The organism is Achromobacter sp. CSND-B12, assembly GCF_052906545.1.
This window is the reverse complement of sequence record NZ_JBREGJ010000001.1, coordinates 2,445,434-2,458,637: the sequence shown is the minus strand read 5'-3', so window position 1 is coordinate 2,458,637 and position 13,204 is coordinate 2,445,434. Positions and strand designations below refer to the sequence as shown.

The window sequence follows — 13,204 nt, the reverse complement described above, 5'->3', positions numbered from 1 at the left end:
GATGATGCGTCTACCGAAGTCCCCTGGATTGCCCGACCCTTATGCACGCATCGAGCCACAAGCCCTTCCGGCTGGGCGCCGACTGGCGCCACAGCCAAGACGGCGACGCCGTCATCACCTCCATCAATCCCGCCGACGGCAGTATTGCCGGACGCGTCACGCGCGCCTTGCCGCGTGACGTGGATACGGCCGTGGCCATCGCCTGGGACGCGTTCCAGCGCCAGCCGTGGCGCAAGTTGCGTCCCGACCAGCGCGCCGCCACGCTGTACGAAATCGGCCGCCGCCTGGCCGCCGAGCGCGAGCCGCTGGCGCGGCTGCAGATGATCGACAGCGGCAAGCCCTGGAAGGAATGCCTGAATATGGTCGACAGCGCGGCCGGGCATTTCCGCTACTACGCCGCCGTCTGCGAGACCTGGCAGAACGAGATGACCTCGCCGCGCGGTGAGTACTTCTCGATGGCGCTGGCCGAGCCGTTCGGCGTGATCGCGGCCATCACGCCGTGGAACTCGCCCATCATGAACGAGGCGCAGAAGGCCGCGCCGGCGTTGGCCGCGGGCAACGCGGTGCTGCTCAAGCCGTCCGAGGAGACGCCGCAGCTGGCGCTGGAACTGGCGCGCATCTGCGCCGAGGCCGGCCTGCCCGAAGGGCTGCTGACGGTGCTGCCGGGCCACGGCGAAGACGTCGGCGCCGCGCTGGTCAAGCATCCCGGCGTGCGCATGGTGTCGTTCACCGGCGGCACCGAAACGGGCCGCGCCATCGGCGGCATCGCCGGCCAGCGCCTGATTCCCGTGGGCCTGGAGCTGGGCGGCAAGTCGCCGCACATTGTGTTCGATGATGCCGACCTGGACCGCGCCGTGGCCGGCGTGGTGTCGGGCATCTTCGGCTCGGCCGGGCAGAGCTGCGTGGCCGGTTCGCGCCTGTTCGTGCAGAAGTCCATCTATGGCCGCTTCATGGAAGCGCTGGTGCAACGCACGCGCCAGGTGCGGGTGGGCCTGCCCGATGATCCGGCCACGCAGATGGGGCCGCTGGTGTCGCGCGCGCATCGCGACAAGGTCGCCGGCTATGTCGATATCGGCCGCGCCGAAGGCGGCCGAGTGCTGGTCGGCGGCGCCGCGCCGGATCGCGCCGAGCTGGCCAATGGCTGGTTCTACCTGCCCACGGTGATAGACGGCCTTGGCAATGGCGCGCGCGTCTGCCAGGAGGAGATCTTCGGGCCGGTGCTGGTGGCGCTGCCGTTCGAGGACGAGGAGGACGTGATCGAGCAGGCCAACGACACGCCCTTCGGCCTGGCCGCCGGCATGTGGACCGGCGACTACGCCCGCGCCTGGCGCGTGGCGCGCGAGATCGAGGCGGGCTCGGTCTGGATCAACACCTACAAGCAATCGCATATCGCCACGCCGTTCGGCGGCTTCAAGGCCAGCGGCATCGGCCGCGAGAAAGGTCTGCACGGCCTGCGCCTCTACAGCCAGGTCAAGAGCCTGTACTGGGGCATGCACAATCAACCGATGGGACTGTGAATCACATGACGACAGACAAGAAAAGCGCGGCGCTGCCGCTGGCCGATGCCCGCATCCTGATCGCCGGCGCCGCCAGCCTGGTGGGCTCGCACACCGCCGACGCGCTGCTGGCCGCCGGCGTGCGCGAGGTGATCCTGCTGGACAACTTCGCCTTTGGCACGCCCGAGGCCATCGCCCACCTGCAAGGCAATCCGCGCGTGAAAGTGGTGCGCGGCGACCTGATGCGCCTGCCCGACCTGCTGGCCGCGACCGAGGGCGTGGATGGCGTGCTGCACCTGGCTGCCTACATGACGCTGGGCTTCGCGCAGACGCCGTGGCAGGCGGTGGACGTGAACATCCGCGGCGCGCAGAACATGCTGGAAGCCTGCCGCGCCAACAAGGTGAAGAAGTTCGTTTTCGCTTCGTCCAACGCGGTCTACGGCTACGGCAGCGGCATCGCCGGCGCGCTGGTCGAGAACGGTCCGTTCCATTCCGTCGGCGCGCCGCCCGCGGCGATCCTGTATGGCGCCTCCAAGATCATGGGCGAGCAGCTGTGCCGCCAGTACTACCAGAAGGCCGGGCTGGACTATGTGGTGTTGCGCTATTCCACCGTGTATGGCGAGCGCCAGCACTACCGCGCCGCGAATTCGCTGTACATCATGGAGACCTATGACCGCGTGCGCCAGGGCGAGCGTCCCGTGCTGCCCGGCGACGGCACCGACACCAAGCACTTCGTGCACGTCTCGGACGTGGCGCGCGCCAACGTCGCCGCGTTCCAGAGCGACGCGACCGATGTCGCGGTGAACGTGTCCGGCCCGGCGCCCATCACCACCGGTGAACTGGTGCGGCTGGTGCTCGACTACTGCAAGAGCGACCTGGAACCGGAGATCCGGCCGGACCCTCCGGGCACCGTGCGCCTGACCTCGGGCGGCGCTTTCCATATCCCGCACGATCTGGCGGGACAACAGATCGGCTGGCAGCCGCAAGTGGGCATGGCCGAAGGCGTGACGCGCCTGCTGGCGTGGCGCGAGGCGCAGGAAGGGGGGAAGGTCGGTTAGGGAACAGTTTGACCCGGGGCGGCCGTCGCAGCCGTCCCGCGTGACCGGCCGGCATTTCCGGCCAGTCACAACGCATAACAACAGCACTACCCAAACAGGAGACAACCATGTTCTTTTCACGCAAGGCGGCCGCTCGCGCCGCGCTGTCCGTGGCCGCGCTGTGCGCCGCATGGCCGGCCTGGGCCTGGCCCGACCATCCCATCGAACTGGTGGTGGGTTTCGCGCCCGGCGGCGGCACCGACCTGACGGCGCGTTCGCTGGCGGTGTTCCTGGAAAAGGAGCTGGGCACCACCATCGTGGTGCAGAACAAGCCGGGCGCGTCCAGCGCCATCGCGCTGTCGTACGTGGCGCGCGCCAAGCCCGATGGCTACACGCTGGCCATGACCAACATGCCCGGGCTGGTGTCGCTGCCGATCGAACGCAAGGCCGGCTTCACCACGGCCGACTTCACCTACCTGGCCAACCTGGTGCGCGATCCCAGCGCCTTCAGCGTCGCCGCCGACAGTCCGTACCAGACGCTGGATGCCTTGATCAAGGCGGCGCGCGAGAAGCCGGGTTCGATCAGCTATGGCTCGACCGGCGTGGGCACCGATGATCACCTGGCGCTGGTGCTGTTCCAGAACCTGACGGGCACCAGGCTCAACCACGTGCCCTACAACGGCGCGGGGCCGCTGCGCAGCTCGGTGCTGGGCGGGCACACCGTGATCGGCGGCCTGAACCTGGGCGAAGTCATGCCCTACCACGGCAAGAACATGCGCGTGCTGGCCCAGGCCAGCGAGACGCGCTCGCCGCTGGGGCCGGACGTGCCGACCTTCAAGGAGCTGGGTGTGAACCTGGTGTTCGCCTCCGAGCGCGGCATTGTCGCGCCCAAGGGCTTGCCGGCGGATGTCGCCGAGAAGCTGCGCCAGGCGCTGGCCAAGGTGGCCGCCAATCCGGAGTTCCAGGCGCAGATGAAGCAGCAGTTCACCGAGATGGACTACCAGGATGGGCCGCAGTGGCAGGAACGCCTGAAGCAGGATGATGGGCGGCTGCGGAAGATCTGGGCGAGCACGCCCTGGGTGGAGTAGCGCGTCAGATGGGGGCCCCGCGATTGCGGCGACATGCTCCGGATAGCGGGACGCGGGCCAGTGTCTGAGAACTGGTCTGAATTGCGGCTTTTTTTTACTGTAAATCGCGGCTCAACCGTTTATGTCTATAGACGGTCGCCCGCGTGCCTGCGGGCGGCTATTGATGATCCGTGATCAGGAGCCGCATCATGCCTACGCCTACGCTTGCCCCCGTCACCGTTTATGGCACTTGGCCGCCGGAGCTCCCGAGTTGGGGCGGTGGATTAGGGTCTGGGCTGTGGGACGGCATCGGCTGGTCTTACTTCTCGACACCACGGATCGTTCCCGCGTGGTACATCGCGCAGATTATCAACCAAAAGGAAGCGTATTACTTTTCGCACTACAGCGAGGAATCGAGGTATTACCACGATCCGCAGACTACGCGCGGGATGGTGGAACCGTTGGTCAATAAGCTCATTCCGGAAACAGGAAAATTCCTGGGATACGTTCGCGACTTGTTGGAAACCCGTCTGGACAAACAAGCCTTCAAGTATTTGAACGTGATGGCGCAAACGCATGAGAAGTTCATGCAAGGAATTTTCAGCTGGAACGTCATCCAGAAGGATATTGCTTCAGGCACGCCTCCCAAGGTTGCGATCGGCTCCGAAGTGGCGTCTGTGTGGGGAGGTGCTGCAATAGCGGGTGCGATCGCGGGAATGGGCACTGTGCTCATGGTTGGCGCAGGCATGCCAACGGTTGTAGCCGGCATGGCTATCGTTGCTATCGCTTCATCCCTGCCGGATCTCATCGACCTCAAGGGGGCGGCGGCGAAATTCATCCAAGACGTGCTCGTCAATGAAGGAACGCATATCCCTCTTCATACGGGAGGTATGCCGACGGAGTCATTGCCTGACCAGCAGCCCTCCCACGCTACGCTTTCGAACGTTGACAGTGGCCCGACTGCTGCGGATGTCGCCGCCGCCAATGACGGTGCCAGATTCTCCGACTACCAAATCTACCTGGCGATGCGGGAAATTGCGACACATCCCGCGGACTATCCGGAAGCGGTCGCCATCCTTCCCGAAATTCTGGCGGAAATCGGGAGGGATCATCCGATTGGTGGCGCTGCGGATGCCGAGCGCCCAGCCGACGGCCCGAGCATGCGACCACCACCTGAAGTTGTTTTTTATGCCGACCTGGCGGCGGACAGCGGCGTAAAGTCCTTCACCGCTCAGGATGGAAAATCCTATGTGCTCATCGGTGACAATACTCCCAGTGAAATGGTCGGCGGCAATGCAATCAACTGGTTCATGCCGGGAAGTGACTTTGACTGGTCCAACAAGGTTGTGGGCAATCCGGATGGATACAACGTCCTGGATTTTTCCTTGAACGAGTGGGGCGTCGACATTGTTGTGAGTGGCAACGATCGCATGGACAAGTGGATTGCGGATCGGGCCAGCGCCTTTGGGCTCAAGGACTATGACGTCAATAGTCATTTCCTCACCCATGAAAGCGCCCTGGGTAAACTTCGAGGGTACGGGTACGCATTTGTGGAGTTGAAATCCGGTTCGTGCGGCGAGTGGTGCCAGGGAGAATATCGCAATATCGACTATGTCATTGGCAGCGATTACGACGATATCCTGGTCGGCGACGTGCTTGGGGGAATGACGTTCACCGGCCGTGGTGGCAACGATACCTTCGTCGTGCATGGCGGCGGCAATCGCATCGTGTTCAACGATGGTGATTTCGCCGATCCGGACTCCGGGGAAATCACGACGAAGTTCATCCATGGGTTGACCACGGCTCGCGAAGCGCGCGATTTCAATCTCAAGCACTACCAACCGGCCTATCTTGGGGGATATGGGGGGCTGCGGATCGAGCCGGACGTGCTCGATTTTTCAAACCTGGATGGCGACCTGAATACCGAGGGACATCAGGCCATGCGGTTTATCGGCACAGGAAAGTTCACCGGGCATGCCGGAGAGCTCCGGTATGTGACCGAGGACCATCACGGACTGGATTGGCCCGTCACTCATGATGACGAAAGCGGTTGGTGGCGGGCGTCCACCGTAAGCCTGGAGGGAGACAGAACCGGCGATGGGATCGCGGACTTCTTCATCGAATATACGAACTACGCCGATCCTTCCACGCCGAACGGATACGGATACATGATGGCCGGCGTGATCGGCAGTAATTATCCCTATCTCGACAGCGATAATTTCTTCTTCGGCTAAATCAAAATGCGCCCCGAATGCCGTGGGGCTGAAGGCGTGCAGTTGCATGCCTTCGCCTGCCGGGGCTGCTATTCCAACGGCAACGTCAACACCCCCTGCGTCGCCGGCCGCATCATCACGCGGCGGTACCACGCCGACAGCGCCGGCGTGTCCGGCCGTTCGATCGGCAGTCCCAGCCAGCGGTGCGCGGAACACACCAGGGCGATGTCGCCGATGGTCAGGTGGCGGCCGGCGATGAACTCGCGGCCTTGCAGCGCCTGGTCCAGAATCTGCGCGCGGGCGTTGCTGCGCTTGACCGACAGGTCGATGGCGGCGTGATCGCGCTTGGCTTCGGGGGTGCGGATCAGGCCCAGGAAGGCCGGGACCATGGCGCCTTGCCATTCGGTGGTCTGCCAGTCCATCCAGCGGTCGGCGTCGGCGCGCAGGCAGACGTCCTCGGGCCAGAGGGTGCCGGCGCCGTAGCGCGCGGCCAGGTAGCGCACGATGGCATTCGATTCCCACAGCACGAAGCCGCCGTCGTCGATGGCGGGCACGGTGCGGTTGGGGTTGATCTTGGCGTACTCGGGCGTGTCGACCACGCCGAACGGGCCGCCGGCCTCGATGAAGGTGTGCGGCAGCGCCAGTTCGCGCACGGCCAGCATCACCTTCTGCACATTGACGGACGTCAGCCGTCCCCAGATCTTCAACATAACCGGTCCTTGTAAGGTCAGGCGGGCGGCAATTGCCGCCGCGCAAAGCCGCTGTCGCGCCCGAAGCGCGTCCAGTTGAAAGCGGGCCCCGGGTCGGTCTTGCGGCCGGGGGCGATGTGTTCATGGCCCCAGGCGGCCGCCAGGGGGTAACGCGCGCGCAGCACCGGCGTCAGCCGGCGCAGCGCCAGATATTGCTCGTCAGTGTAGGGCAGGGTATCGGTGCCTTCCAGCTCGATGCCGATGGAGAAGTCGTTGCAGCGCTCGCGGCCAGCGAAGCGCGACACCCCGGCATGCCAGGCGCGCGCATCGGTGGAGACGAACTGCACGATGCGGCCGTCGCGGCGGACGAAGAAATGGGCCGACACCCTCAGGCCGCGCAGGCGTTCCAGCCAGGGGTGCGAGCCGTAGTCCAGCGTGTTCAGGAACAGGCCGGCGACCTCGGGGCCGCCGAATTGGCCGGGCGGCAGGCTGATGTTGTGCAGCACCAGCAGCGACACCTGGGCGCCGTGGGGACGCGCGTCGCAATTGGGGGAGGGCAGTCGGGAAACGCCCGGGGCCGGCGCCAGCCAGCCATGTCGATCCAGAAGCAGGGGCATGGGAGGAAAGCAGGTTGGTATCCAACATGCATTATGCCGTGCGTGTAAAAAGGGAGCGAATGAGGGCGGGGCCCACCGGGGGCGGTGCCGTCGTGCGTCCGGTGATGGGCGAGCCTCTCCTGGCTGGCTAGCTAGCGGGCTGGGCTGGCTGGCGGAATGGCGGGCTGGCTGGCCGGCGAATCCGGACCGGCCAGCCGTTCAGGCCAGCCTTTATTTGGCCGCCGGCCCCAGCCGGGCGTGTTCCTGGCTGCACCAGGTCCGGCCGCCTTGCAGCAGGGCTTCGGAGCGTGGCAGGTGGATGCCGCAGTGGGCGCAGCGCACCATGGCCTCGGGGGCGCCGGCGGCGGGCGGGTTGGCCGTGCCGCGGGGCTTGGCGTCGGCCGGAGGGGCCTGGCGGGCCGCGGCCATGCGGCCGGCGATGCGCGCCACGAACAGCACGCCGATGACGATGACGATCCAGAACAGCAGCTTGCCCACGTCAGCCTCGATGCAGAATGACTTCCAGCACGAACCGGCTACCGGTGTAGGCCAGGATCAGGAAACCGAACCCGGTCAGGGTCCAGCGCAGGGCGACGCGGCCGCGCCAGCCCCAGATGTGGCGCCCGGCCAGCAGCACGCCGAAGGTGAACCACGACAGCAGGGTGAAGACGGTCTTGTGGTCGAACGGCAGGATCTGGCCGGTGAGCTTCATGGAGGCGATGGAGCCCGAGCCGACGGCCAGGGTCAGCACCACGAAGCCGATCCAGATGATGCGGAACAGCAGCTGTTCCTGCACCAGCAGCGGCGGCTGCGAGTCCAGCACGCGGCCGATGATGCTGCGCTCGGCGGGGGCGTCCAGGGGACGGTGCAGGTGGCGGTCGAGCAGCGCCATCATCATGGCGTGCAGGGCGGCGATGGTGATCAGGCCGTAGGCGGCCAGGGCGATCAGCAGGTGCGCGCGCAGCCAGGCGTTGTCGGCGTGGGGCACGAACTGCCCCTGGGGGAACAGCGCGGCCAGGCCGCTGGCCAGGGTGGCGGCCGGCAGCAGCAGCAATTGCAGGCCGTCGATGCGCACCAGCAGGCTTTCGAGCCAGAAGACGACCATGCCCAGCCAGATGGCGGCCGACAGGGCCAGGGCCCACCCGATGAACAGGTGCGGGGCCCCCAGCATGGATTGTTGCAGCCCGATTCCATGGAGAACCAGGGCTCCCAGCAGGCACAGACGGGCGATCTTGCCCGTTTGTTCGACTTCCCCGGCGCCCGCCAGGCGGATCCAGAGGGATCCCCCCAGCACGGCGTACGCCAGGGCGGCCGCTGTGTGAAATACAATGCCTAGTGACATAGAAACCGTTGTCTGGATGGGGCCTGGGGGCGCATGCCGCCCGACAGTGCGCAATCCGCGCCTGCGGCCACCGTTCAATCAACTAGTTTAAGCGGAAACGCCTCTCATGCTCGATAACCTAACTCAACGCCTGTCGCGCGTCGTCAAGACGCTGCGCGGCGAAGCCCGCCTGACCGAGGCCAACACCCAGGAAATGCTGCGCGAAGTGCGCATGGCCCTGCTGGAAGCCGACGTGTCGCTGCCCGTGGTGCGCGACTTCGTCGCCCGGGTCAAGGAAAAGGCGCTGGGCGAAGAAGTCGCCGGCAGCCTCAGTCCCGGCCAGGCCCTGGTGGGCGTGGTCCACAAGGAACTGACCGCCCTCATGGGCGGCGACCTGGGCGCCGATTCCGGCGAACTGTCGCTGGCGGTGCAGCCGCCCGCCGTCATCCTGATGGCCGGCCTGCAAGGCGCGGGCAAGACCACCACCACCGGCAAGCTGGCCCGCTGGCTGAGCGAAGGCCAGCACACCCAGCACGGCCGCAAGACCGGCAAGAAGAAGGTGCTGGTGGTGTCCGCCGACGTCTACCGCCCGGCCGCCATCGACCAGCTGAAGAGCGTGGCGGCGCAGGTCGGCGTCGATTTCCTGCCGAGCGACCCCAGCCAGAAACCCGAGGACATCGCCCGCAACGCGGTCGACCATGCCCGCCGCCATCATTACGACGTGTTGATCCTGGACACGGCGGGCCGCCTGGGCATCGACGAGGCCATGATGCGCGAGATCCGCGCGCTGCATGACCTGGTCAAGCCGGTCGAAACGCTGTTCGTGGTCGACGCCATGCAGGGCCAGGACGCGGTCAACACCGCCCGCGCCTTCGCCGAGGCGCTGCCGCTGACCGGCGTGGTGCTGACCAAGCTGGATGGCGATGCCCGCGGCGGCGCGGCCCTGTCGGTGCGCCATGTCACCGGCAAGCCGCTCAAGTTCGTCGGCGTATCGGAAAAGCTCGACGGCCTGGAGCCGTTCTATCCCGAGCGCATGGCGCAGCGCGTGCTGGGCATGGGCGACATCGTCTCGCTGGTCGAGCAGGCCCAGAAGAACATCGACATCGCCGAGGCCCAGAAGCTGGCGGCCAAGATCAAGTCGGGCAACAAATTCGACCTGAACGACTTCCGCGACCAGCTCGGCCAGGTCAAGAAGCTGGGCGACATGGGCTCGCTGCTGGAAAAGCTGCCGGCCCAGTTCCAGCAGGCCGCCGGCCAGTTGCAGGGCGGCCAGGCGGAAAAGCAGTTGCGCCGCACCGAGGGCATCCTCAATTCCATGACGGCGGCCGAGCGCGCCAAGCCGGAACTCATCAAGGCTTCGCGCAAGCGCCGCATCGCGGCGGGTTCGGGCGTGCCGGTGCAGGAGGTCAACCGCCTGCTGGCCCAGTTCGAGCAGATGCAGGGCATGATGAAGCAGATGAAGAAGGGCGGCATGGCCAAGATGATGCGCGCCATGGGCGGCATGAAGGGCATGGGCCGCTTCATGAAGGGCTGAGCGGCGCGGCAAGGGGGCGGCACGGCCGGACCCGTCTCGTGGGCCTGTCGATGGCCGCCGGCCCGTGCTCCGGGATCTCCGCCAAAAAAATGGCCAGGCATTGCGCCTGGCCAAATCATCGCGGCAGGCAGGGGGTTCTGCGCCGCGATACTGGCCCGCGAGGGCCGGTTCGCATGGTTTAAGACAGGGGCGGGATGCGCAGCACCTGGCCCGGATAGATCTTGTCGGGGCTGGTCAGCATCGGCTTGTTGGCCTCGAAGATCAGGGTGTTCTTGGCGCCCTGGCCCTTGCCGTATTGCGCCTCGGCGATCTTCCACAGGTTGTCGCCCTTTTGCACCGTGTACATCTTGGCTTCCGGCGCGGCCTGCTTGACCTTCAACTGGTTGTCCACAGCGGCCACGCCGACGGTGTTGCCCAGCGCCAGCGCGATCTTCTCGGCGGCTTCGGTGTTGGCGGCCTCGCCCGTGACGGTGACCTTGTCGCCGTCCACCGAGATCTGCAGGCCATCGGCGTTCAGGCCGTGCTTGTCGAGCTCTTTCTTCAGTTCATCCGGCGTCGCCGCCTTGGCCTCGCTGGCACCGAAGAGTTTTTCTCCAACGTCCTTGATGAAATTGAGCAGACCCATCGTGTTTCCTTTATCTATGTTGCGGTGAGAAAAAGAGCGATGCATGTCAGGGCGCGCGGCCCACGAACATCTTGCGCACGATGCCGGCGATGAGCGTCAGTACCGCGCCGCCCACGCCGCCGCCGACCACGCTGCTGGCAATCGCGGAAAGATCCAGTCCGCTGTTGCCCGCCGCGACGGCGCCGGCGCCGGCGGTGATCATCGGCGCCAGCCAGGAACCTCCGGCCAGGCCGCCGATCGCGCCGGCGATGGTGTTGCCCAGGGGCCCCAGGTTGAATTGCTGAAGCATTTTTCCCAGGCCGTTGCCACCGGCCGCGCCGGCGACAAGCTGGATGATGAGGTTGATGATGACGGCGGTGTTCATGATGCCTCCTCTGCCCCGCAGGGCATTGTGCAACGTTAGAACAACAACACGACAACCTGACGACGACAACGCCAGCAACGACGATTATGACTCGCGCCGTTGCCGCCAGACGAGGGGTTAACGTGTAACAGGTTGCTAGCCCTCCGTCAGATTGAGGAAAAAAGGGCTGCATTGCTGCAGCAAAAAAGGGCTGCATTACTGCAGCCCTTTTTGCGATATTCGATCTTTCGCAGGAGTTGGCGCGATTGCCTCAGCCTCCGCCCACCGCGACCACGATCTCGACCTGGTCGCCATCGGACAGTGCGGTTTGCGCGTGCTGGCTCTTGGGCACGATTTCGCCGTTGCGTTCCACCGCGACGCGCTTGCCGGCATAGCCCAGCGTTTCGAGCAATTCGTTCACCGTGGTGTCGAGCGGGAATTCGCGGGCGTCGCCGTTCAGGGTGATGTGCATGTCGGTCTCCTCAGCGTTTGGCGTAGGCGTCGGTGGCGGCGATCAGGCGCGCCAGCGTGCCGGGTTCGTCGAAGGCGTGGCCCGCGTCGGGCACGATGTGGAATTCGGCCTCGGGCCAGGCGCGATGCAGGTCCCAGGCGCTGCGCGCGGGCGTGCATACATCGTAGCGGCCCTGCACGATGGTGCCGGGGATGCCGCGCAGCTTATGGGCGTCGCGGATCAGCTGGCCTTCTTCCATGAAGCCGGCGTGCGTGAAATAGTGGTTCTCGATGCGGGCGAAGGCCAGCGCGGCGCGGTCGGCGGCGTGGCTTTGCTGGTGGCGCGGACTGGGCAGCAGCGTGATGGTGCTGTCTTCCCATTTGCTCCAGGCCTTGGCGGCGCGCAATTGCTCGGCCGGGTCGTCGCCCGTCAGGCGCTTGTGATAGGCCGCCACCAGGTCGCCGCGCTCGGCTTCGGGGATGGGCGCCAGGTACTCTTCCCAGCGGTCGGGGAACAGCCAGGACGCGCCTTCCTGGTAGAACCACTGCACTTCGGCGCGGCGCAGCGTGAAAATGCCGCGCACCACCAGTTCGCTGACGTGCTGCGGGTGCGTTTCGGCGTAGGCCAGCGCCAGCGTCGAGCCCCAGGAACCGCCGAACACCAGCCATTTGTCGGCGCCCATGATTTCGGTGCGCAGGCGTTCGATGTCGGCCACCAGGTGCCAGGTGGTGTTGTTGTCCAGGCTTGCGTGTGGCGTCGAACGGCCGCAACCGCGCTGGTCGAACAGCAGCACGTTGTAGCGCTGCGGGTCGAACAGTTGGCGATGCACCGGCGAGCAGCCGCTGCCGGGGCCGCCGTGCAGGAATACGGCGGGCTTGCCCTGCGGATTGCCGCAGAGCTCCCAATAGACCTGGTGGCCGTCGCCGGTATCCAGGATGCCGTGGCGGTAGGGTTCGATCGCGGGGTAGAGCATCAGGCCACTCGCTTGAAGATCAGGTCCCAGACGCCGTGGCCCAGACGCAGGCCACGGTTCTCGAATTTGGTGAGGGGACGGTAGTCGGGGCGCGGGGCGTAGCCGTCCACCGTGTTTTTCAGTTGCGGTTCGTTGCCCAGCACGTCCAGCATCTGCACCGCGTAGTCTTCCCAGTCGGTGGCGCAATGGATGTAGCCGCCCGGCGCGATGCGGCTGGCCAGCAGCGCGATGAACGGCGGCTGCACCAGGCGGCGCTTGTGGTGGCGCTTCTTGGGCCAGGGGTCGGGAAAGTAGATATGGACGCCGGCCAGCGAGTCCGGCGCGATCATGTCGCGCACGACCTCGACCGCGTCGTGCTGGATGATGCGCAGGTTGGGGATGCTGGAATCCTCGATGCGGCGCAGCAGCGAGCCGACGCCGGCGTTGAACACTTCCACGCCCAGGAAGTTGTCGCCCGGGCGCGCCAGCGCGATTTTTTCAGTGGTCTCGCCCATGCCGAAGCCGATTTCCAGCACCGTCGGCGCTTCGCGGCCGAAGGCGGCGGCCGGATCCAGGCGCCGGGCGGCGTAGGGAATCGACCACTTGCCCAGCAACTGTTCGAGCGCGGCCTGCTGGCCCTGGGTGATGTGGCCGCGGCGGTGGACGAAGCTGCGGATGTGGGTGGCGCCCGGGCTGTTGGGGGCGTGCGCGGCGCTGGCCAGCGCGGCTTCGGTCTGGGGGGAAACCGGCGCGGGCGCGTCGGGGTTGCCGGGTGTTGCGGGGGTGTTCACGGGAGGATTCCCAAAGCTGTTCGTTGTCATAGGCGGGATTGTAGTGGCAGCCCCGCCGGGCTGCAGTCCGCCTTGTGGATTAAATAGGG

General features: G+C 66.0%; 14 protein-coding genes. 5 read left to right on the top strand and 9 right to left on the bottom strand.

Annotated features, from left to right (window positions below; all coding sequences use genetic code 11):
• Window positions 1-41: 41 nt before the first annotated feature.
• The 4 genes from ACUTAG_RS11500 (at window position 42) to ACUTAG_RS11485 (ending at window position 5,834) form a co-directional block, all read left to right on the top strand.
• Window positions 42-1,517 (top strand): aldehyde dehydrogenase, encoded by a 1,476-nt coding sequence (locus ACUTAG_RS11500; RefSeq protein ID WP_049055068.1) that lies wholly within the window; start codon window positions 42-44, stop codon window positions 1,515-1,517.
• 5 nt (window positions 1,518-1,522) lie between these two features.
• Window positions 1,523-2,554, top strand: coding sequence for an NAD-dependent epimerase/dehydratase family protein (locus tag ACUTAG_RS11495; protein WP_049055069.1), 1,032 nt, complete (start codon window positions 1,523-1,525; stop codon window positions 2,552-2,554).
• Between the two features lie 107 nt (window positions 2,555-2,661).
• Complete coding sequence (locus tag ACUTAG_RS11490) at window positions 2,662-3,621, top strand: tripartite tricarboxylate transporter substrate binding protein (RefSeq protein ID WP_054472593.1); 960 nt, start codon at window positions 2,662-2,664, stop codon at window positions 3,619-3,621.
• A 188-nt stretch (window positions 3,622-3,809) separates the two neighbouring features.
• Entirely contained in the window at window positions 3,810-5,834 is a 2,025-nt protein-coding gene (locus ACUTAG_RS11485; RefSeq protein WP_446650178.1) for a hypothetical protein, read from the top strand.
• Window positions 5,835-5,902: 68 nt separating this feature from the next.
• On the opposite strand, the gene ACUTAG_RS11480 is transcribed toward ACUTAG_RS11485, so the two are convergent.
• The 4 genes from ACUTAG_RS11480 to ACUTAG_RS11465 form a co-directional block, all read right to left on the bottom strand.
• Window positions 5,903-6,523 carry a glutathione S-transferase family protein gene (locus ACUTAG_RS11480; protein ID WP_024070498.1) on the bottom strand — a complete coding sequence of 207 codons (621 nt, stop codon included), beginning with the start codon at window positions 6,521-6,523 and terminating at the stop codon, window positions 5,903-5,905.
• A gap of 17 nt (window positions 6,524-6,540) precedes the next feature.
• Window positions 6,541-7,119, bottom strand: a complete 579-nt coding sequence (gene ampD / locus ACUTAG_RS11475; protein ID WP_054513676.1) for a 1,6-anhydro-N-acetylmuramyl-L-alanine amidase AmpD — start codon at window positions 7,117-7,119, stop codon at window positions 6,541-6,543.
• 210 nt (window positions 7,120-7,329) lie between these two features.
• Window positions 7,330-7,596 (bottom strand): PP0621 family protein, encoded by a 267-nt coding sequence (locus ACUTAG_RS11470; protein ID WP_054439198.1) that lies wholly within the window; start codon window positions 7,594-7,596, stop codon window positions 7,330-7,332.
• Between the two features lies 1 nt (window position 7,597).
• On the bottom strand, window positions 7,598-8,440 hold the full coding sequence (locus ACUTAG_RS11465) for a cytochrome C assembly family protein (protein ID WP_006385753.1): 843 nt from the start codon (window positions 8,438-8,440) through the stop codon (window positions 7,598-7,600).
• Between the two features lie 106 nt (window positions 8,441-8,546).
• Here ACUTAG_RS11465 and ffh point away from each other — a divergent pair, with 106 nt between their 5' ends.
• Complete coding sequence (gene ffh, locus ACUTAG_RS11460; RefSeq protein ID WP_020926210.1) at window positions 8,547-9,953, top strand: signal recognition particle protein; 1,407 nt, start codon at window positions 8,547-8,549, stop codon at window positions 9,951-9,953.
• 178 nt (window positions 9,954-10,131) lie between these two features.
• On the opposite strand, the gene lysM is transcribed toward ffh, so the two are convergent.
• From lysM to trmB, 5 genes are all read right to left on the bottom strand, one after another.
• Window positions 10,132-10,578 carry a peptidoglycan-binding protein LysM gene (gene lysM / locus ACUTAG_RS11455; protein ID WP_006385755.1) on the bottom strand — a complete coding sequence of 149 codons (447 nt, stop codon included), beginning with the start codon at window positions 10,576-10,578 and terminating at the stop codon, window positions 10,132-10,134.
• Window positions 10,579-10,624: 46 nt separating this feature from the next.
• Window positions 10,625-10,942: a hypothetical protein gene (locus ACUTAG_RS11450; protein ID WP_054497341.1), complete on the bottom strand. Its 318-nt coding sequence runs from the start codon at window positions 10,940-10,942 to the stop codon at window positions 10,625-10,627.
• Between the two features lie 250 nt (window positions 10,943-11,192).
• On the bottom strand, window positions 11,193-11,393 hold the full coding sequence (gene thiS / locus ACUTAG_RS11445) for a sulfur carrier protein ThiS (protein ID WP_006385757.1): 201 nt from the start codon (window positions 11,391-11,393) through the stop codon (window positions 11,193-11,195).
• A gap of 10 nt (window positions 11,394-11,403) precedes the next feature.
• The gene (pip, locus tag ACUTAG_RS11440) at window positions 11,404-12,345 is read right to left on the bottom strand and encodes a prolyl aminopeptidase (protein ID WP_006385758.1); all 942 of its coding nucleotides are present in this window, start codon (window positions 12,343-12,345) and stop codon (window positions 11,404-11,406) included.
• Window positions 12,345-13,115 carry a tRNA (guanosine(46)-N7)-methyltransferase TrmB gene (gene trmB / locus ACUTAG_RS11435; protein ID WP_006385759.1) on the bottom strand — a complete coding sequence of 257 codons (771 nt, stop codon included), beginning with the start codon at window positions 13,113-13,115 and terminating at the stop codon, window positions 12,345-12,347. Before trmB ends, pip begins: the two co-directional genes overlap by 1 nt.
• Window positions 13,116-13,204 lie beyond the last annotated feature (89 nt).